14 protein-coding genes and 1 pseudogene are annotated in these 19,578 nt (G+C 69.1%); 6 read left to right on the top strand and 9 right to left on the bottom strand.

All coding sequences use genetic code 11. The annotated features are described in order from the left end of the window. Window positions 1-30: 30 nt before the first annotated feature. Window positions 31-621, bottom strand: coding sequence for a SecDF P1 head subdomain-containing protein (locus IE302_RS00935; RefSeq protein ID WP_229907534.1), 591 nt, complete (start codon window positions 619-621; stop codon window positions 31-33). 268 nt (window positions 622-889) lie between these two features. Here IE302_RS00935 and IE302_RS00930 point away from each other — a divergent pair, with 268 nt between their 5' ends. After that, on the top strand, window positions 890-3,571 hold the full coding sequence (locus tag IE302_RS00930; protein WP_229907533.1) for a glycoside hydrolase family 84 protein: 2,682 nt from the start codon (window positions 890-892) through the stop codon (window positions 3,569-3,571). On the opposite strand, the gene IE302_RS00925 is transcribed toward IE302_RS00930, so the two are convergent. The 4 genes from IE302_RS00925 to menC all read right to left on the bottom strand — a co-directional run bounded on the left by IE302_RS00925 (window position 3,552) and on the right by menC (window position 8,159). Beyond that, complete coding sequence (locus IE302_RS00925) at window positions 3,552-4,433, bottom strand: DUF8832 domain-containing protein (RefSeq protein ID WP_191250760.1); 882 nt, start codon at window positions 4,431-4,433, stop codon at window positions 3,552-3,554. The genes IE302_RS00930 and IE302_RS00925 overlap by 20 nt on opposite strands. A gap of 12 nt (window positions 4,434-4,445) precedes the next feature. Continuing rightward, entirely contained in the window at window positions 4,446-5,741 is a 1,296-nt protein-coding gene (locus tag IE302_RS00920; RefSeq protein WP_191250759.1) for a choice-of-anchor B family protein, read from the bottom strand. A 97-nt stretch (window positions 5,742-5,838) separates the two neighbouring features. Continuing rightward, on the bottom strand, window positions 5,839-6,990 hold the full coding sequence (locus IE302_RS00915) for an epoxide hydrolase family protein (RefSeq protein WP_191250758.1): 1,152 nt from the start codon (window positions 6,988-6,990) through the stop codon (window positions 5,839-5,841). Between the two features lie 59 nt (window positions 6,991-7,049). Continuing rightward, window positions 7,050-8,159 carry an o-succinylbenzoate synthase gene (gene menC / locus IE302_RS00910; protein ID WP_191250757.1) on the bottom strand — a complete coding sequence of 370 codons (1,110 nt, stop codon included), beginning with the start codon at window positions 8,157-8,159 and terminating at the stop codon, window positions 7,050-7,052. Window positions 8,160-8,226: 67 nt separating this feature from the next. Between menC and IE302_RS00905 the strand changes: the two genes are divergently transcribed. The 3 genes and pseudogenes from IE302_RS00905 to IE302_RS42620 form a co-directional block, all read left to right on the top strand. Next, a complete protein-coding gene (locus tag IE302_RS00905; protein ID WP_308436839.1) occupies window positions 8,227-11,532 on the top strand; it encodes an MFS transporter in 3,306 nt (1,101 codons plus the stop codon). A 14-nt stretch (window positions 11,533-11,546) separates the two neighbouring features. Continuing rightward, window positions 11,547-12,428: a pyridoxal-phosphate dependent enzyme gene (locus IE302_RS00900; protein ID WP_191250756.1), complete on the top strand. Its 882-nt coding sequence runs from the start codon at window positions 11,547-11,549 to the stop codon at window positions 12,426-12,428. A gap of 81 nt (window positions 12,429-12,509) precedes the next feature. After that, window positions 12,510-12,584: pseudogene (locus tag IE302_RS42620) on the top strand (tyrosine-protein phosphatase); the annotation flags it as partial. A 245-nt stretch (window positions 12,585-12,829) separates the two neighbouring features. Here the strand turns inward: IE302_RS42620 and IE302_RS00890 are convergent. The 3 genes from IE302_RS00890 to IE302_RS00880 all read right to left on the bottom strand — a co-directional run bounded on the left by IE302_RS00890 (window position 12,830) and on the right by IE302_RS00880 (window position 15,959). Then, window positions 12,830-14,083, bottom strand: coding sequence for an HNH endonuclease signature motif containing protein (locus IE302_RS00890; protein ID WP_191250754.1), 1,254 nt, complete (start codon window positions 14,081-14,083; stop codon window positions 12,830-12,832). Window positions 14,084-14,438: 355 nt separating this feature from the next. Then, a complete protein-coding gene (locus tag IE302_RS00885) occupies window positions 14,439-15,242 on the bottom strand; it encodes a hypothetical protein (RefSeq protein WP_191250753.1) in 804 nt (267 codons plus the stop codon). A 93-nt stretch (window positions 15,243-15,335) separates the two neighbouring features. Then, window positions 15,336-15,959 (bottom strand): TetR/AcrR family transcriptional regulator, encoded by a 624-nt coding sequence (locus IE302_RS00880; RefSeq protein ID WP_191250751.1) that lies wholly within the window; start codon window positions 15,957-15,959, stop codon window positions 15,336-15,338. A gap of 117 nt (window positions 15,960-16,076) precedes the next feature. Here IE302_RS00880 and IE302_RS00875 point away from each other — a divergent pair, with 117 nt between their 5' ends. Both IE302_RS00875 and IE302_RS00870 read left to right on the top strand, forming a co-directional pair. Continuing rightward, window positions 16,077-16,925: an SDR family NAD(P)-dependent oxidoreductase gene (locus IE302_RS00875; RefSeq protein WP_229907532.1), complete on the top strand. Its 849-nt coding sequence runs from the start codon at window positions 16,077-16,079 to the stop codon at window positions 16,923-16,925. Window positions 16,926-16,941: 16 nt separating this feature from the next. Beyond that, a complete protein-coding gene (locus IE302_RS00870) occupies window positions 16,942-18,477 on the top strand; it encodes an AMP-binding protein (RefSeq protein WP_191250749.1) in 1,536 nt (511 codons plus the stop codon). Here IE302_RS00870 and IE302_RS00865 read toward each other — a convergent pair. Next, window positions 18,474-19,379, bottom strand: coding sequence for an Lrp/AsnC family transcriptional regulator (locus IE302_RS00865; RefSeq protein ID WP_191250747.1), 906 nt, complete (start codon window positions 19,377-19,379; stop codon window positions 18,474-18,476). The two genes, IE302_RS00870 and IE302_RS00865, sit on opposite strands and share 4 nt — an antisense overlap. Window positions 19,380-19,578 lie beyond the last annotated feature (199 nt).

Here is a 19,578-nt window from a genome sequence, read left to right as displayed (position 1 = left end):
CCGAGCGCCACCTGCCGCAGCCGCCAGGGCTCAGGCGCCGGCGATGTCCCGCGCCAGTTGCCGCGCCTCGGGCAAGGTGAACTTCCCGGTGATCTGGGTTTCCCCGCCGGTGATGGCGGACTGGATCATCGGCGCGGTCAGCACCCGGCTCTTCAGCACCATCGCGACCTGCTTCCCGATGTTGGCCGCGGTCCAGTCGGCCCACGTCCGCGAGCCCGCGTCGGTGAAGCTGAGACCGATCATCGAGCTGCCCGACTGATCGAGCCGCGCGTTCGCCCGGCTGAGGTCGGACCCGGTGAGGAAGGCGGGGCCGAGCACGTATTTCGTGCCCAGGACGCGGTCGCAGCCGACCAGCGGGAGCGCCGGATCGTCACGGCCGTCCAGCGGGTCCGGCCCCGGCGAGCAGTCCAGCGCCGCCGCGGCGGCCTGCTGTTCGGCGGGATCCGTGCTCTGCCGGTTCGTCGCCGCGCCTGTCGCCGGGCCGGGCGGGAGTTCGGCCAGGACCGGCCGGAACCGCAGCCGGGAGCCGTCCTTGACCGCGAAACTGTCGCCCTCGGGCTCGGGTTGCCCCGAAACCCCGGACTGACATCCGGTGACAGCGAGCAGGACGAGGGCGGCCACACCACAAAGGATTCGCACGCGGTCATTCTGTCGGGTCCGGCGTCCTCATGGGTGCGAAACGCTCCGCCGCCGCACCGTCCTTACCACTCACCTTCACCCTGACCGCGGCCGCGTTGACCGAAAAGGCCTAGTGCTCGCTGTCGGAAAATCACCCAGACCGACCTAGCCCGCATCATCGCTTTGGGTGTTTCCTTGCTCACAGAACGTCGTTGATCGACGATTTGGGGGCAAGCCGATGTCCTTCCGATGGGTTCTCCGCCTCATTCCGGTGACGCTGCTCGTGACCGCCGTCGCGGTGGCCGTCCCCGTACCGGCGAGCGCGGCGCCCGCTCCCCCGCCGCTCGCCCAGGTCTGGCCGACACCTCACCAGCTGACGCCGCGGCCGGGGCAGGTGACCATCCCGCGCACCGTCGTCGAGGTCGTCGGCGCGGGCACCGATCCGGCCGCGCTCGCCGTCGTGGAGCAGGTCCTCCGCTCCGCGGGAGCGAGCACGTTCATCAAGATCACCGACAACGACCAGGCCGCGGTCGACCGGGAACGCGGCAACGGCGGGCTCGTCGTCTTCGTCGGCGGACCCACCGAAAGCAGAGCGACCGCCCTGGCGCTCGCCGCGCTCCGCGTCCCGGGTCCCGAAGGCCTGGCCCAGGACGGATACGTCCTCGCCGCCGATCGCGGGGTGATCGCGCTGTCCGGTGTGGACACCGGGGGGACGTTCTACGCCGCGCAGTCGTTCAGGCAGCTCTTCGCTTCCGGCACGAGCCGCGGGTTCGCCATGCGTGACTGGCCGGCCGCGCCGCGGCGCGGGGTGATCGAAGGCTTCTACGGCGCGCCGTGGTCGCATGCCGATCGGCTGGCTCAACTGGACTTCTACGGCCGCACCAAGCAGAACATGTACGTCTACTCCCCCAAGGACGACCCGTACCTGCGCGCCCGCTGGCGCGACCAGTACCCGCCCGACCAGCTGGCGCTGCTCTCGCAACTGGTGACCCGCGCCGCCGCGAACCACGTCTCGTTCACCTACGCGCTCTCGCCCGGACTTTCGGTGTGCTACTCGTCGGACGCCGACAAGAACGCGCTGGTGGCGAAGTTCCAGTCCATGTGGGACATCGGGGTGCGGTCGTTCGCGATCCCGCTCGACGACATCTCCTACACTCGCTGGAACTGCGACGCCGACGCCGCGAAGTTCGGCAGCGGTGGCGCGGCCGCGGGCGCGGCGCAGTCGTTCCTGCTCAACCGGGTGCAACAGGATTTCATCGCCACGCATCCCGGTGTCGACCGGCTGCAGATGGTCCCGACCGAGTACTACGACCTCGCCGACTCCCCGTACAAGACCGCGCTGCGCACCCAGCTCGACAAGGCGGTCATCGTCGAGTGGACCGGCGTCGGCGTGATCGCCGGGCAGATCACCGAAAAGCAGGCCCGGCAGGCGAAAGAGGTCTTCGGGCACGACATCCTGATCTGGGACAACTACCCGGTCAACGACTACATCACCGAACGCCTGCTGCTCGGCCCGTACATCGGCCGCGAGCCCGGGGTCGCGAAGTTCCTCTCCGGGATCACCGCGAACCCGATGGTGCAGGCCGAGGCGTCCAAGATCGCCGAGTTCACCTCGGGCGACTTCCTGTGGAACCCCGACAAGTACGACCCCGACAAATCCTGGCTCGCCGCGATCGCCGATCTCGGCGGTCCCGCCGCGACGGCGCTGAAGGTGTTCGCGGAGAACAACTATTCGAGTCTGCTCGTCCGCCTCGAAACCGGGAAGCCGGATCTGGACTCGCCGGTGCTGCGCCCGCTGCTCGCCGATTTCTGGGCCGCGCTCGAGAAGAAGGATCCCTGGGACGCGGCGGCGAAACTGGACGGCTATCTCGCCACGATGGCCAGTGATCCCGCGGACCTGCGAAGCGGGATGGCCGGCAACCCGAAGTTCCTCGCCGAGGTCGGGCCGTGGCTCGACCAGGTCGGGCTCTACGGCCAGGCGGGCAGGCACGCGGTGCGGATGCTGCTGGCCCAGGTCGACGGCGACGGCGCGACGTCGTGGGCCGAGCGTGGGCACCTCGTCGCCGCGCTCAAGCAGGCGCAGGCGATCCGCGTCCAGACCGCGCGGGGACCGCGCAACCCGAGCACCTGCACGGACGTCTGCGTGCCGTTCCTGAACAGCGCGCTGGCGATGGCCGACCGCTGGTTCGGCCTGCCCGGGATCCGGCCGCAGCCGACGACGTCGATGGGCACCTACACCGACAACGTCCCCGCGCGGATGGTCGACGGCGACCCCGAGACCTACTACTGGACCGACTGGGCACCGCGCGTCGGCGACACGATCGGCGTCGACCTCGGCAGTGCGCAGCGGGTGTCCCATGTGGACATCGCCATGGGCAAACCGACCAGCCCGAACGACTTCGTCCACAACGGCGTCCTCGAATACTCCGCCGACGGTGAGCGCTGGACGACGGTGAAGCCGGTCACGGAGCCGATCGTCTCGGCGGACCTCCCGGACGGCGCCCAGGCGCGGTTCGTCCGCGTACGCGTGACCGGGACCCAGACTTACTGGGTCGTGGTCCGGGAGATCACCGTGTCCACACCGGACAGTCCGCATTACACGGTCACCGGAACCCCGGCGGGGTCGAACCTTCCCGCCGCCGCGGACAACAACGCCGATTCGGTGTACGCGGCGGCGTCGGCACCGTTACCCGGCGACGCGCTCGTCGTCACGGCCGCCGCGCCGAAGCCGCTGGGCAAGGTCACCGTCCTGGCGACCGAGGCCGGTGCGGGCGCCGACGTCCAGATCGCGGACGCGGCGGGCGGCTGGCACACGATCGGCAGGATGACCGGCGGCTACACGGAACTGCCCGCCCAGGGCGCCGTGACCGACCGCGTCCGCCTGCTTTGGACGCCGGGTGGCGCGCCCCCGAAGATCGCGGAGATCATCCCGGTCAGTCCACCGCGACGGTGATGGCGGCCGTGTGCACCCGCCCGCCGTGGGAGAATTCCAGGAACAACCGGTATTCCCCTCGTTCCGAGAACAGGGAGTGAAAGGTCAGCTCGCCGTCGACCAGCGCGACACCGGCCTGCTGGACGGGATGCAGATGCGTGGCCGACAACAGCATGGTGTGGAAACCGGTCATATGCCCGTTGGCGCCCAGATAGGGATCGACCGCGGTGACCGGTGCGCCGTCGGGGCCGCGGATGGCGAAGCGGAGAACCTGCGCCCGCATCAACGGAATCCGGGTCTCCCCGCCCGCACGCTCCACCCGGTAGCCCGTACTCGTCACGGTGTCCCCGGCGGGCGCGGGCACGGGAGCGAAGCTGGTGTCACCGGGCACGGCGAACGGGACACCGAGGACCACGGGATGTTTCGGGTCTTTCGTGTCGAGCGGAACGAACTCGGCGAACATCCGGAACGCGCCGCCGTCGGTCAGCGCGAGGCTCGTGTGCCAGGTGTCCCCGGCGAGGGTCGGGTGCACGTGTTGGAAGACGTTCATGTCGTCGCGCACGGCGAAGAAGTGCATCTGTTTGGTCTGGTTGTCCAGGAAGCGGGTGACCGGCTTCCCGTCGGGCCCGAGGATCCGGAACGCCACCGGCACCTCGGGCCCCCGCACCGCGGGCGTGGTGATCCGCTCGAACCGGTACCCGCTTTCCGCCTCCGACAGCCCGTCGCTGTGCGCGGCGGGAAGCAGGTCCGCCGTCACGACCCGCTGCTGGTGAGCCGAATGTGCGGAGCCGGGTGTGGGCCGGAGCGCCACGGAGACCGCGGCCACTCCGATCACCATGGCCAGCGCGAGGAACAACCAATCCGTGAGCCGGGGTTTACGCACGCCCGCCCCCGGTCACTTCCCGCCGAGATTCGGCTTCACCACGACAAGGCCCTGCTCGATGCCGTTGACGATGACGATCCCGCTGGAGAAGTACGGGTAGTTGCTCCACGCCCCGTTGAAGTTCGCCGCGTTACCCGACGGGTAGATGTCGAAGTAGCCGACCTCGGACAGCTTCGCCGAAGCGACGCCGCTGACGTCGAGGATGCGCAGGCCTGCCTGATAGTTCGCCTGGTATGAGTACTGGCCCTTGATGTACTGGTTGTGGTCGATCGCGGTGGCCGGCGAACTGTACACGCCGGTGTGCACGGGAGCGGACAGCTTGGCCAGGTCCCAGACGTAGGTCTTCGTGCGTTTGTCGGTGCCGCGTGACTCGTCCAGTTCGTCGTCGAGCAGGAAGTAGCGCTGGTCGCCGGTCAGCCAGCCCTGATGCGAGTACTGCGCGCCCGAGTAGCCCTTGCGCGAGATCTGGATCGGCCTGGCCTTGTCGGTGACGTCGACGATGGTCAGCGTGTCCTCGTTGGCGTTGAAGCAGATCTCCTTGCCGCGGTAGGCCGCGTCCGGTCCCCGGTAGACGACGCACTGCGTGTCGTGGGTGTAGCCGTCCTGCGAGACACACCCCGCCTTGGCCGGTGCCTTCGGGTTCCGGATGTCGACGATGTGCGGTCCGCCGCTGCACGTGTTGGAGCCGATCGCGTAGGCGAAACCGGTCTCCTCGTTGATCGCGATGTTGTGCGCGGGGCCGAACTCCCTGTAGAGCGCGTCCGCGGTGAAGGTCTGTGGTGTGGTGACCGTGCGCAGGCGGGTCAGGTCGAACACCTGCATGCCGTGCCCGGTGATGAAGTCGGCCACGATGAACGCGTGGTCCTTGTACACCTTCATGTCCCGCCACGAGCTGCTGCCGCCGTTGGACGGCAGGTTGCCGAGGAACTTCGGCGAGGTCGGTGTGCTCAGGTCGACGAACGCGGTGCCGTTGGTCCGCCCGACGATGGCGTATTCCTTGCCGGACGAGGGATCGGTCCAGCCCCAGATGTCGTTGCCGTTGCCGCCGCCGAGACCCGACAGCGGAAGCACGCTGAGCAGGTCCACGTTCTTGCACGGATAGATGTCGGCTTTTCCGTTGACACACGGCACGCCCGCCGCGGTGCCGGTGACGGCGTGCCGTTCGGCCGGGAGGTGGTCCGCCATGAAGGTCCGGGCCGCCGCCTGCCCTTCCGCCGTCTCCGGGTCGTGCGCGGACGCCGCGGTCATCGACAACACCAGGGCCGACGCCGTCAGCACGGCAAGCCCCATCATGCGCACGAGTTTCATCAGACGCGCTCCTCACCGATCTCGGTCGGTCTCAGACGTTAAGACCACGCACCGCCGGTGTATCCCTCCGAAGGTCTGGGGCTTTTAACCGTTTTGATCAGGCATGCCGGAACGACTTCCTGATCTCGGACACCAGCAGGTCCGGCTGCTCCAGTCCCGGGAAGTGACCGCCTCGCTCCAGCTCGGTCCAGCGGTGCAGGTTCCGGTAGCGCCGCTCCGCCCAGCGGAGCGCGGTCGGCCAGGGATCGGCCGGGAACTGCGAGACGGCGGTGGGGACGGTCACCGGCAGCGCGTTCTCCTCCTCCGCGCTGCGCGGCACCCATCGCATCGCTTCCCAGTACCAGCGCGCGCTCGAAGCACCGGTTCCGGTCAGCCAGTACAACGCGATGGTGTCGACCTGGTCCGCCAGGCTCACCCCGCCGCCCGATTCCGGCCTCTCGTCGGCGTAGGCGGCGAACTTCTCGCCGAGCCAGGCGGCGAGCCCGGCCGGCGAGTCGAGCAGGGAGTAGCCGAGGGTCTGCGGACGCGTCCCCATGAGCAACCCGAACCCGTATCCGTCCGACAGATGCAGATCGCGCCGGTCCAGCATGCCTTGTTCCTCCGGGGTCGCCCTCGCCCGGTCTTCCGGCAGTGGCGACGCCGAGGGCATCGTCAGGTGCAGGCCCGCGACCCGTCCGGGGACGAGCCGCGCCAGTTCCGTGCTCACACAGGCACCCCAATCACCGCCGTGGGCCCCGAACCGCTCGTAACCGAGCGCGGTCATCAGCCCGGCCCACGCGGAGGCCGTCCGCCCCGGATGCCAGCCCGGCTCGCGGGGCCGTTCGCTGAAACCGAATCCCGGCAACGAAGGCACGACGACGTGGAAGGCGTCGCTGGCGGAACCGCCGTGGGCCACCGGGTCGGTGAGCGGCCCGATCACCTTCTCGAATTCGAGGATCGACCCGGGCCAGCCGTGGGTCAGGAGCAGCGGGAGCGCCGCGGGCTCGGGTGAGCGGACGTGCCAGAACCCGATCTCCAGGCCGTCCAGGCGGGCCCGGTAATGGGGAATCGTGTTCCACCGGATTTCCCTTGCCCGCCAGTCGTGTTCCCGCCATGTCTGGAGCAACGTCGTCAGCCGCGCCAGCCCGATTCCCTGTGAGGCATCGGAAACCGTCTCCGGCTCGGGAAGGCGGACCCGGGCCAGCCGGGCGTGGAGATCGGCCAGCGCACGGTCGGGGGCGTGGATGATGAAGGGTTCGATGTCGGGCACGGCAGCGAACCTAGGCGCGGATCATCGCGGTTCCCATGCTCGGGATTGGCGTCCGGCGGTCAGAGATTGCTCAGTTCCCGCACCGACTTCGTGACCTCGTCCAGCACGCCCGGGATCGGCGCGACGCCGAGGCCGGGGCCGGTCGGCACCGGCAGATTCCCGTCTCGCAGGACGAACGGTTCGGTGACGTCGGTTTCGTAGTACCGGTCCGACGCGGAGACGTCGCCGGGCAGGGTGAAGTTCGGCAACGCGGCCAGCGCGAGGTTGCCCGCCCGCCCGAGCCCGGTTTCGAGCATTCCGCCGCACCACACCGGGACACCGGCGGCGGCGCACACGTCGTGGATGCGCCGGGCTTCGAGGTAACCGCCGACACGGCCGGGTTTGACGTTGACGATCTGGCACGCCCCGAGCGCGATGGCGTCCGCGGCGGACCGGGCCGACACGATCGATTCGTCGAGGCAGACCGGGGTACGGAGGCTCCGCACGAGAGCGGCGTGCCCGAGCAGGTCCTCCTCGTCGAGCGGCTGCTCGATCAGCAGCAGAGCGAAGTCGTCGAGGCGCGCGAGGTGCCGGGCGTCGGCCCGCGTGTAGGCGGCGTTCGCGTCCACCTGCAGAAGCAAGTCGTCACCGAACCGCTCGCGGACCGCCCGCACCGGCGCGACGTCCCAGCCGGGTTCGATCTTGAGCTTGATCCGCCGGTAGCCCCGCTCCAGATACCCTTCGACGGCGTCGAGCAGTTCCGGCACCGAGTCCATGATGCCGACGGAAACGCCGCTCGGGACGCTGTCGGCGACGGCTCCCAGTGCGGCCGCGAAGGACAGGCCGTGCTCGCGGAGCTCGGCGTCCAGGATGGCCATCTCCAGCGCCGCCTTCGCCATCCGATGGCCTTTGACCCCGGCGAGGAGCGGCGCCACGGTGTGCGCGGTCAGGCTCCCCGCCGCCAGCAGGGGCGGCACCAGATGCCGCACGAGGACGTCTTCGGCACCCTCGACGTACTCGGACGAGTAGCTGGCGTCGGCCCCGGCGACGCATTCTCCCCAGCCTTCCGCGTCCGATGTGGTCACGCGCACCAGAAGCGCGACGCGTTCGTATTCGACGCCCAGCGAGGTCCGAAATGGGCTGACCAGCGGCAAAGCGATACGCCTGAGCGTGACGCGCTCGATCTTCATCGTCCCTCGCCCCGGGTGAGTACGTAGCCGCAGGCGGCTCGGTCGAAGCCGGTCAGCCGGGCTCCGCCTGCCAGCAGCACGCCCAGGGTGTCACGGACGGCCAGCCGCCAGTCCCGCGCGATCGACGGCCGCCGGGTCCGGAGAAAGTCGATGTCCGGCGGGATGGCGACCAGGACCGTTCCTTCACCGCACGGCCGGGAAACCGGGCGATCGTCCTCGATGCCCAGCAGTACCGCCGGAGCCGCTCGACCACACCGAAAGCAGCGGGCAGGATCTCGGGTTCGTCGACCTGCTCATCGGCGGCGGCGAGAAGTGGCACGTCAAGGAGTTCCAGCTCGCGAGGCGTCTCGTCGGGCCGGGCAACCGCGTCGTCAACTCCTACGGCGTCACCGAGGTCACCGTCGACAACGTCTGCTTCGAAGGCTCCGTCGACCACCTCGCCGACGACGCGCCGTTGCCCATCGGACGGCCTTTCCCGAACAACCGGGTCTACATCCTGGATGCGTATGGTCAGCCGGTACCGGCGGGTGTCGTCGGCGAGCTCTACCTGGGTGGTCTGGGCGTCGTTCCCGGGTATCACGAGCGGCCGGAGCTGACCGAGGACCGGTTCGTGCCCGATCCGTTCTCGCCGGGTGCCAGGATGTATCGCACCGGCGACTCGGCACGGTTCCAGCTCGACGGCACGGTCGATTTCCTCGGCAGGCTCGACGACCAGGTCAAGGTCAACGGCTACCGGATCGAACTCGGCGAGGTCGAGGCCGCGCTGGCCGCGCTGCCCGAAGTGATGGCGTGCGCCGCCGCTCCGCATGGCTCGCAGCTCGTCGGTTACGTCGTGACCCGCGACGGGTCCGATGTCGACGAGGCCGCGTACCGCGAGACGCTCGCTGTCGGCCTGCCGCCGCAGATGGTCCCCTCGCGGATCCTCACGCTGCCCGCTCTTCCGTTGTCGCCCAACGGAAAGCTGGATCGGCGTGCGCTACCGCCGCCGGCGGGCGGCGGGCCGCGCTCGGCCGGAGCGGTGGCACGGACCGACACCGAGAAGCGGATCGCGGCGGTGTGGTCGGAGGTCCTCGGGGTCACCGATCCCGGCATGGACGACAGCTTCTTCGCCCTCGGCGGGGATTCCTTCGCCGCGCTCAAGGTGGTCCGGCGGATCGAGCCCTCCCCCAGCCTGGTCGAGCTGTACCAGCACGCCACCATCCGGCGACTGGCCGCTCATCTCGACGCGCGTTCGGGATCCGGGCCCACCGAACGACGGCTGCTGCACCGGCTGACCGCGACGGACGCCGACCCGGCCGTCGGCGGGCACACGGTCGTGGCGGTGCCCTATTCCGGCGGCAGCGCCGTCGCCTACCAGCCGCTCGCCGACGCATTGCCGTCCGGCTGGGCCCTGCACGCGGCGGAACTGCCCGGCCACGACCGCTCCAGATCCGACGAAGACCTGGAGCCGATCGCCGTCGTCTCCAGCCGTATCGTCGAGGAACTGCGGGCGATCGACGGCCCGATCCTCCTTTATGGACACTGCCTCGGCGTCGCGCTCACCGTCGAGGTGGCGCGACGGGCCGAGGCCGCCGGTCTTCCTGTGGCCGGCGTCGCCCTCGGCGCGGGATTCCCGACAGCACGCCTGCCGGGTCGCGTCTTCGACTGGATCTACCGGCACGTCCCGGTGGACCGCTTCACCTCCGACCGGGAGTACCTCGCCTATCTCCGGGCACGCGGTGGCTTCACCGATCTGGACGACGAAGAGCAGAAGGCCTTCGTGCTCCGCAACGTGCGCCACGACGCGCGTGACGCGGAGGAGTACTTCACCGCCGCGTACCGAGGGACTTTCGAGCCGTTGAAGGCGCCGGTGCTCACCGTCGTCGGCGCGCGCGACCGGGTCACCGAGCACTATCAGGAACGCCGTCAGGAATGGCGGCACTTCACCAGAGGCGACGTCGGCCTCGCCGTCCTGCCGCAAGCCGGGCACTTCTTCCTCAAGAGCCACGCCGAGCCACTCGCCGAGGCGCTCGTCGGATTCGTCTCCGGGCGGCCTGTCGCCGCAGAACCGGCTCCGGTGGCGAGCGCGGAACCCGATCTGCGCAAGTTCGCGGTGGTCGCGTTCGGGCAGCTCCTGTCGATGGTCGGCAGCGGGCTGAGCACGCTGGTACTGAGCATCTGGGTGCTCCAGCAGACCGGCTCGATCACGTCGTTCGCCATGGTCAGCGCGATCGGGCTGCTTCCCGGCATCCTGGCCGGGCCACTCGCCGGGGCCGTCGCCGACCGGTGGGACCGGCGCAAGGTCATGCTGGTGAGCGACAGCATGGCGGGCCTTTCGATGGCGGCGCTGGCGTTCCTGATGCTGTCGGAGGGCTTGCATCTCTGGCACGTCTATCTGGCCGTGACGGTGACGTCGGTGGCCGGCGCGTTCCAGCGGCCCGCCTACCTCGCGGCCGTCGCCCAGCTGGTGCCGAAGCGCTATCTCGGGCACGCCAGCGGCATCGGGCAGCTCGGGGTCGGCGTCGGACTGGTCTTCTCCCCCATGCTCGGCGCCGCGCTGATCGGCCCGATCGGGATCAGCGGCGTCCTGCTCGTCGACATGGGCACCTTCGCCGCCGGTGCGCTGACGCTGCTTTTCGTCCGCTTCCCGAACCTGTTGTTCCGGCGGCGCGAGGAGAACTTCCGCACCGAGATCCGCACCGGCTGGCAGTTCATCACCCGTCGCCCAGGCCTGCGCGCCGCCCTCCGCTTCTTCGTCATCGACCACGTCTTCTACACCCTGGGCTTCGCCGTGATCACGCCGATGCTGCTGGTGGAGCAACCCGCGTCGGTGCTGGGCGTGGCGCTGGGCGCGGGCGGTGTCGGCGGGCTCACCGGCAGCGTCGTGATGGGACTCTGGGGCGGGACCGCCCGGCGCAGCCACGGGATGCTCATCGCGATGGGCATCGGCAGTGTCGCGATGATCCTCGTCGGCGTGACGACGTCGCCCGTGCTGATCATCGCCGGCATGTTCCTCGTCGGCTTCGGCGAATCACTCGCCGACGGGCACTGGATCGCGATCATCCAGGGCAAGGTCAACCTCGAACTGCAGGGCAGGGTGCTGTCCCTGTTCATCACCTTGATGATGCTGACGATGCCGCTGGGCTACCTCGTCGTCGGACCGCTGGCCGAACGGTTCGTCCAGCCGCTGCTGGACTCGCCAGGCCGCGGTCTCGCGCTGCTGATCGTCCTCAGTGGACTGCTGCAGCTGGCGTGGGCGATCCGCGGCTGGTTCAACGCGCGGCTACGGCTGATCGAAGACGAACTGCCCGACGCCGTACCGCCCGCGAACATCGGCACGCGCGACGACCTGCAGCGCGAGGCCGACGAACTGCTCGCTGCCCACAATCGGTGAAGGGGAACGGTTCCGTGCTGCCTCGGACATCCAGTCTCGCCCCCGCGGACGACCTGCTGCCGGGAGTCCGAGTGTTCCTCGCCGACGAGACGCACTATCCGTCCGGCAGCCACAAGGAACCCGCCGCCCGCGCGATCGTGGCCCGCGCCGTCGCCGAAGGCCACGATCGGGTCGTCGTCGGCTCGTGCGGCAGCTACGGACGGGCGATGGCGACGGCCTGCGCGGCGGCAGGCGTGCGCTGCACCGTCGTCCTGCCCGCCGACTGGGGTGACGGCGGTGCCTTCGCCGCCGCGACCGGCGCCGACGTCCACTTCGTCCCGGGTGGCTACGAAGACGCGGTCGAAGCGTCGCATCGTCTGGCCGTCTCGGAAGGGGCGATGGACGGGAACGTCGACGGGCCCTACAAGGACGTGATCTTCGAAGGCCACGGCCACGTCATCGATTCCCTGTACCGGGAACTCGGCCCCACACCGGCGTCACTGTGGATCCCAGTCGGGAACGGCACGACGATCGTCGCCGCCCACCGGCGGCTGCGTGCCCTCGGCTGGCCGGTGGCGCTGCACGGCGTCGGCTCCCCCGGCAACAACCCGATCGTGACGAGCTGGCCCGGCCCGTACCGGGTGCTGCCCCGCGACGGCGTCGTCACGACGGAGCACAACGAGCCCCTGGTGAACTGGCACGCCCTCCACGGACCCGACGCGCTGGCCGCGATCGACGGCTCCGGCGGCGCGGTACACGCCGTCGAGGACGACGAACTCCTAGCCGCTCAAACCTTGCTGGCGCGTCACGGCGCCGTGGCCGGCGCGGCGGGTTCGGCCGCGCTGGCCGGGCTGGCGGCGTATGTTCGGACGGGTTCGGTCACGGGGGATCAGATCGTTCTGCTGAGCGGTCGGTGAGGGGATCGGCTTGACGTTGCTAGCCCTTCGCCGACGATCCCGCAGCCGCTGATCGCCGAACTGGCGGTGCAGGGCACCACCATGCCGGACGCCTACCGGACCATGTCCGACGACAACCAGCGTCGCATCACCGAGGTCTTCGTTCAGCTGGCCGAGGCACCACCGGGCCCGCTCGCGGTGCACTGCAGCGCCGGGCGGGACCGGAGCGGGGCGACGCCAGCCAGCTCAGGGCAGTACGGAACCGTCTCCTCGACACTCACGACCACCTCGACCCTGTCGGTCGGTGAGCTGGCAGCGGTGGTGTGGCAAGCGCTGGCCCGTTTCGGGGTGCCGGTGGTCCGCAGGCACCCCGAGGGGCCCGTCGCCGGGTGGCTGGCGGGCTTCTCGGGCCGTGCGGGGTTTCAGGCGCGGTGGAGGGTGTTGCGCCGGGATCGGCGCAGCGGATCCAGGTACTGGGGCGGGATGAACTCCGGTAACCCATCGGCCGCCATGCGGACTTGCCAGTCGCCGTGGTGGATCAGGCGGTGATGGAAGGAGCAGAGGAGCACGAGATTCCGAAGATCGGTGGGCCCGCCGTCCGCCCAGTGATGAATGTGATGGGCGTGGCAGTTCTTGGGTCTTCGATGACACCCCGGGAACGCGCATCCTCGGTCGCGGATATTGAGCGCCCGTCGCTGGCCGGGAGTGACGAACCGCCGTAGCCGTCCGACGTCCAGCGGCTCGCCCGCAGCGTTCATCACGACCGGGAGCATCAGGCAGTCGCAAGCGGCCATCCGGGCCTCGCGGGCGGTCATGGTCCCGACGAAATCCAGGCAGGCCTTCCCGATCCCGGACTTCAGCTCTTCGAGGCCGATGGTGACGTGGACCAGGGTCCGGTAGCCGTTGGTGCCGGGCTGATCCGGGCACGCGATCGCGAGATCCAGCAACTCGGCCCACGCGTCACCCTGCCGCTCGGCTTTCGTCCGCAGGTCAGCTTGGCCGAATTCGTCCACCGGACGCGGTTTCGCGTACGCCTCCAGGGCGGCCGCGGTCCGGGCGCCAAGTTCGTCATCGAGGAGGCCGTTCAACTTCCAGAACCCGTCTTTGCGGCGCTCCAAGGTGACCTCGCGACGAGGATCGGCAGGCTCGGGATCCTTGGGTTCGTTCCCGTCGGGGTCGAGCCAGGCAAGAATCTTCGCCTCCGCGTCCACCAACTGCCGAGGACCAGCCTCCCGCGCGAGATTGGCGAGAATCTTCTCAGCACTCTCCCGATCCTCGACCGACGTGTCAGCAGGGATCTTCGCGAGAATCTCCAAGATCTGCTCGATACGGTGCTCGCCGATCACGCCCTCAGCAGCCACCGCGGCGGTGGCGGGCGCGACAGCCGGAACCTCCGTGCCATCCAAAGCCCGCGTCGGATTCAACGCGATCGCCCGATTCACGATCGGCCCCGCCTCACCTCGAGACAGCCGCGCCACATCGGCAAACCACGCCGCCGTGGACCCATACCCATACAAGTCTTTGACGCCCCGAGACTCGATCTCCGCCAGATACTGCCCCAACCCGGCAGAGGCCACCCGCATCACCTGCAAGAACTGTTGCACACCATGGGCAAGCTCCAGCTTGCCGGCACGCCACAACTCCTGCGGGAGTTCAGGGAGATAGGTCTCGGACACTCCCCAATAATACCAGTTGAATCGAACTCATGTTCTACTGAAGAATTCTTCCAAAGGCGACTGTAAAGATCCCCGGACCGCATTTAGTCGACTAATTGCAGAGCGCTTACCGAACGCCGCTGAAACCCTCGATACCGATCACCGGAACTCAGGGAATCTCCCCGATGCAAAGGACGCGCCTCCCGCCCAGGGCTGGCATCCGGGCGCCAGGGTCGGAGCCACCGCCGAACACGGAGCGCTCCTCGCCTACAACGACAGCGGAGCCGACGGGATCTGCAATCTCGCGAGCGGCCTGGGGACGTCCACCGGGACGAACCCGGTGGACCACCGCGACAGGAACTACCTCGAACCGACCTCAATACCCCACGGCATGCAACTTCGCGTGCAACGCCGCAAGCCGGGGTGCCTGCTTCGCCGCCTTCGCACCCACGGCGGCGTCGACCATGGCTCGCGCGCGCCGCAAGCACTCGGGAGACCCGGCGAAGCCCGTCTTCGTGGTGCCCAACGTGGTGACGATGCGGTCGTCGTCCTGGGCGGAGCCCGGCGGGACGAGCATGATGTCGTCGGCGCGCACCGTTTCCCCGGTCTGGAGCCGGAGCAGCAGGTCGACGTGGAAGATCTGGACGAGGTCGTTTTCGATCAGCCGCTCCGGTCCCACCGAGACGGCGAAGCGGTCCTTGCGTTTGCCTTCGACCTCGAACATCTTGCCCTGCCCGAAAACCTGGCCTGCCACCTTCCGGTCGGTCGGGATCAGGATGTCGAACTCGGCGGTGGCGCTGAGCGGACCGCCGCCGCAGGCACGCAGCGCGTGGACGGCGCGAACCTGGACGTCGACCCGCGTGATCAACGCCGACTGATCATGCAGGTTCTCCACGGCGACATCCACCGCGGCGGCGCTGATCGAGGCGTCGGCCGCCGGTTCTTCTTCACCTTCCGACATCTTCATCGGGATCTTGTCGAGCGAAGTCGCCTCGTACGAAACGATCCGCAGTTCCGAGGTGAGCGCGGCGGAGTCCTGATCGAAAGCCGCCGTCGCGATGAGAACGGAAGCCACGCTCGCGACCAGGCCGACGACGCTGACGATCGCCACGAACAGCGGCGAGACGTACCACTTGGGCGGAGGCGCCGGTCTCGCTCCGCGCCTGTTTTTCCGTGACATCACCCGGTGATCTCCTTCGTCGGCTGGCCGCTCCGCACAGGAGTCGCCCCGACTTCCCAGGTGTTACAAGGCTTCCGCGATCACGGCAGGACGTCAGCCGCCGGTCACCAACCGGCCGAGCAGCGACTCGGCGTCCTTCGCCAGCTCATCCCCCGCGCCCTCTTCGCCGGCGAGATGGTGCAGCAGCGCCTGCTGGAACAGGCCATCGAAAGCGGCGTAAGCGACCGGCCGCGTCACGACCGGGGACGCCCCGGCGAGTTCGGCGTAGCGCTCCACGACGCGCCAGATCATCGCCTGCCGCTGAGCGTCGATCTCGAGCACGTCGGCGCGGAAAGCCTCCTCGAACAGACTCTGGTTCCGCAGGTCGTACCACAGCCGGTGCATGACGGCGTCGGCTCGCAACGTGCCCGCCATCGCGGCACCGAAACCCCGTTCGAGATCTTCGGCCGACTGCGCCGTGGCCACGGCCTCGTCGTAACGGGTCACGCAGACTTCTTCGAATTTGCGGACCGCGTAGGTCAGCAGCTCCACCTTGTCGGTGAAGTAGTAGTGCAGCACCCCGTGCGAGAAGTTCGACTTCTGCGCGATCTCCCGCAGGCTCGTCCTGGCGTACCCCAGTTCGGACAACGCCTGCAGCGTGGACTCCGCCAGTTCCGCCCGGCGCTGGGCGAACTTGTCCACGCTCCGGCGTGCGATCCGCTCGCTCGTCTCGGTCACCACGAGTTCCCGTCGGTCCGGAGCCCGCGCCTGTCGCGGGCCCCACAGTCTAGCGTCGCGGAAACCTTGACGACTGTCCAAGAAAATCTTGACGATTGTCCAAAACAAGCTCAGGATGTGACCCACACCGCAACCGCGGACCGTCTCAAGGAGGAGAAGTCCATGGGTTCGTACGACCTTTCGGGCCGGAAAGCCCTGGTCACGGGTGGAGCGCAGGGCCTGGGAGCCGGAATGGCCGAAGCGCTCGCCCTGGCGGGCGCCTCGGTGGTCATCGGCGACGTCCAGGAGGATCTCGGGCGCGCCACCGCCGACCAGATCAAGCAGAAAGGCGCCACCGCGGGCTTCGTCCGGCTGGACGTCACCGACGAGCAGAGCTGGGAACAGGCCGTCACCGCGGTCATCGGCGAACTCGGCGGGCTGGACATCGTGGTGAACAACGCCGGTGTCGAGATCACCGGGCTCGTCGCCGACCTGGACCCCGCCGACGTGCGCAAGATGCTCGAGGTCAACGTGCTGGGCACCGCCCTCGGCGTGAAGCACGCCTTCCGCGCGATGCGGCCCGGCGGTCCCGCGGGCGCCGGTGGCGCCGTCGTGAACATCGCCTCGGTCGCCGCGACCATCGCCTTCCCCGGTATCGCGGGCTATTCGGCGACGAAGTCGGCGGTCGACCGCCTGACCAGGGTGGCCGCGATGGAGGCCGGGAAACTCGGCTACGGCGTGCGCGTCAACTGCGTCTACCCCGGTCTCGTCCCCACCCAGATGGGCAATCAGCTCGCGCAGGACGTCGTCGAGGTCGGCCTGTTCCCGAGCGTCGAGGACGCCATCGGCGCGGTCGTCGGGCAGACTCCAGCCGGACGGCTCGGCGAGGTCGCGGACATGGCCGACGCCGTCGTGTTCCTCGCCTCCGACGCGGCCCGCTTCATCACCGGGGCCGGGCTCCCGGTCGACGGCGGCATGGGCATGTGACCGGAAGGACGAGCGCGTGCGACTGACCGACTATCTCGACAAGGGCGCTTCCCTCGATCCGGCGGCGCCCTGCCTCACCATGGGCGACGTGTCCCTCAGCTACGGCGACGTACGGGAACAGTCGTGGCGAGTGGGGCGGGCGCTAGCCCGGTCCGGCGTCCGGCCGGGCGACAAGGTGGCGATCCTGTCCGGGAACGATCCCCGGTCGTTCGGCTGCGTTTTCGGCATCAGCCGGGCCGGCGCCGTGTGGTGCCCGGTCAACCCGCGCAACGAGGCGGCCGAGAACACGGACCTGCTCGACCTGTTCGACTGCACCTGTCTGCTGGTGCAGGAGTCCTTCGCGCCGCTCGTCTCCCGGATGCTCCCCGGCTTGCCGAAACTGTCCACAGTGGTCTGTCTCGACGGCTCGATGCCCGGCGCCGTCCCGTTCTCCGACTGGATCGACGGCGTCGGCGCCGAACCGTGGGAGGAGACGCCGCCGGACGACCTGGTCCTGCTCGTCGGCACCGGCGGCACCACCGGCCGTCCCAAGGCGGTGATGCTCAGCGGTACGAACGTCGAGACGATGTCCGCGCTCACACTGATGAGCTACCCGTTCGCCGGACGCCCTCGCTACCTGGCGCTCGCGCCGCTGACGCACGCGGCGGGTGTCCTCTGCTTCCCGGTCATGACGCTCGGCGGGGAGATCGTGGTCATGCCCTCCCCCGATCTCGGCGAGTTCCTCGCCCTGGTGGAACGCCGCCGGATCACGCACACCTTCCTGCCGCCGACGCTGATCTATCTCCTGCTCGACAACCCGGCGCTGGACACCACCGAACTCTCGTCACTGCAATGCCTCTGGTACGGCGCCGCCCCGATGTCGGCCACCAAACTCGCCGAAGCGATCACCCGGGTCGGCCCCGTCTTCGGGCAGTTGTTCGGACAGAGCGAGGCCCCGATGATGATCTCCACCCTCTCCCCCGCCGAACACGTCCGTCCCGACGGATCGCTTGCCCTCGAACGGTTTTCCTCCGCGGGCAGGCCCACCCCGCTCACCCAGGTCGCGATCATGTCCGGCACGGGCGAGCTGCTCCCGCCCGGCGAACGCGGCGAGATCGTCGTCCGCGGTTCGCTGGTGATGCCCGGGTACTACCGGAATCCCGGGGCGACGGCGGAAGCGAGCGCGCACGGCTGGCATCACACGGGCGACATCGGGTACCTCGACGAGGACCACTTCCTCTACATCGTCGACCGCGCCAAGGACATGATCATCACCGGCGGCTTCAACGTCTATTCGGCCGAGGTCGAGCAGGCGCTCATGACCCATGAGGCAGTGCGGGACTGCGCGGTGATCGGGCTGCCGCACGAGAAATGGGGCGAGCAGATCACCGCCGTGGTCCAGCTCCACGCGGGCCGGGAAGCGCCCGCCGTCGAACTCCGCGCCGCGGTCAAGGAACGGCTCGGCAGCATCAAGACCCCCAAGGAGATCCTGATCTGGCCGGATCTCCCCCGGTCCAAGATCGGCAAGGTGCTCAAGACCGAGATCCGGAAAGTCTTATTGGACAACGACTAGCGTCGCGCGAGTTCCTCTGCGGTCGGCAAAGGCCACTCGTAGCGTTCCTTGGCGATGCGGAGGTGGACCCAGGTCTCCGCGGTCACCACGTCGGGCCTGCCGCTGATCTCCTCCAGCGTCCGGTCGAGGTCGCGGGCGGACTGCGCCGCGATGGTGGCGACGACGTCGAACCGGCCGATGGTCCTGGCGAGGAACTCGGTGTCGTCGCGCGCGGCGAGCGCCGCGGTCACGGCGTCCCCGGCGCCCCGCACGTTCAGGCCGATCCCGCAGACCAGGCCGGCGTCCGGGCGGGCGCGGCTGAGCACCGGCGCGATCCGGATGACGTCGTGCTCCACGAGGTAGCGCACCCGGGTGCGCGTGGCCGAGGGTGACAGCCCGACATGTTCGGCGGTGCGCGCGAAACTCTCCCGGCCGTCGGCCTGCAGCCGCAGCATGATGGCGAGGTCGCGGTCGTCCAGCCGCAACCAGGGCGGCAGCGGACGGCCGGGCATGAACAGGCCCTTGACCACGTCCACGTAGACGAGGGTGTTGACCTGCTCCACCTCCGGCAGGCCGCGGATGTCCGCCACCGTGCGGTAGAGCGCCGGGGAGTCGGGCAGGCGGAGTTCGGCGACGGTCTGGTACTCCCCACTCACCGCGGAGACGAACGCCGCGGCAGGCAGCGCCGCGATGGCGTCCGTCGTCGCCTGGGACCGGCCCGAGGTGCGGATCGCGAGATGCGCGTACGCGGTGAGGCCGAGGAACTCCGGATGGACCGCGGCGATCACGTTGAGCGAACCATCGGTCTTCAGCTGCTCCAGCCGGGCCGAAACGGCCGAACGCGACACACCGATCCGCTTGGCCAGATCGGCCACGCTCATCCGACCGTCCGCGCGCAAGGCCGCGACCAGCGCGTCGTCCACGGTGATTCTCCTCTACTGGATTTCCGACGGCGAGGCGCACCATATCATCGGCCGATGACCCCTCAGAGCAGCAGAGATATACCGTTATGCACCCGATTTCCGTCATATCGATTGTGAATACCGTCAGTACACGAGTGATCTGATTGCCTCACCCGCCGTCGTCGTTTACCTTCACCGCCGCGACCCCCGCCTTCACCGT

Source organism: Amycolatopsis oliviviridis, from assembly GCF_014654365.1.
Taxonomy (GTDB): Bacteria; Actinomycetota; Actinomycetes; order Mycobacteriales; family Pseudonocardiaceae; genus Amycolatopsis; species Amycolatopsis oliviviridis.
Note: the sequence above shows the minus strand (reverse complement) of the source record. Positions and strands in the feature narration are given on the sequence as shown.

Coding starts and splice junctions, on each gene's coding strand:
- IE302_RS00920 (WP_191250759.1), bottom strand. CDS start 5,741: ATGAAACTCGTGCGCATGATGGGGCTTGCCGTGCTGACGGCGTCGGCC.
- menC (WP_191250757.1), bottom strand. CDS start 8,159: ATGAAGATCGAGCGCGTCACGCTCAGGCGTATCGCTTTGCCGCTGGTC.
- IE302_RS00885 (WP_191250753.1), bottom strand. CDS start 15,242: ATGTCACGGAAAAACAGGCGCGGAGCGAGACCGGCGCCTCCGCCCAAG.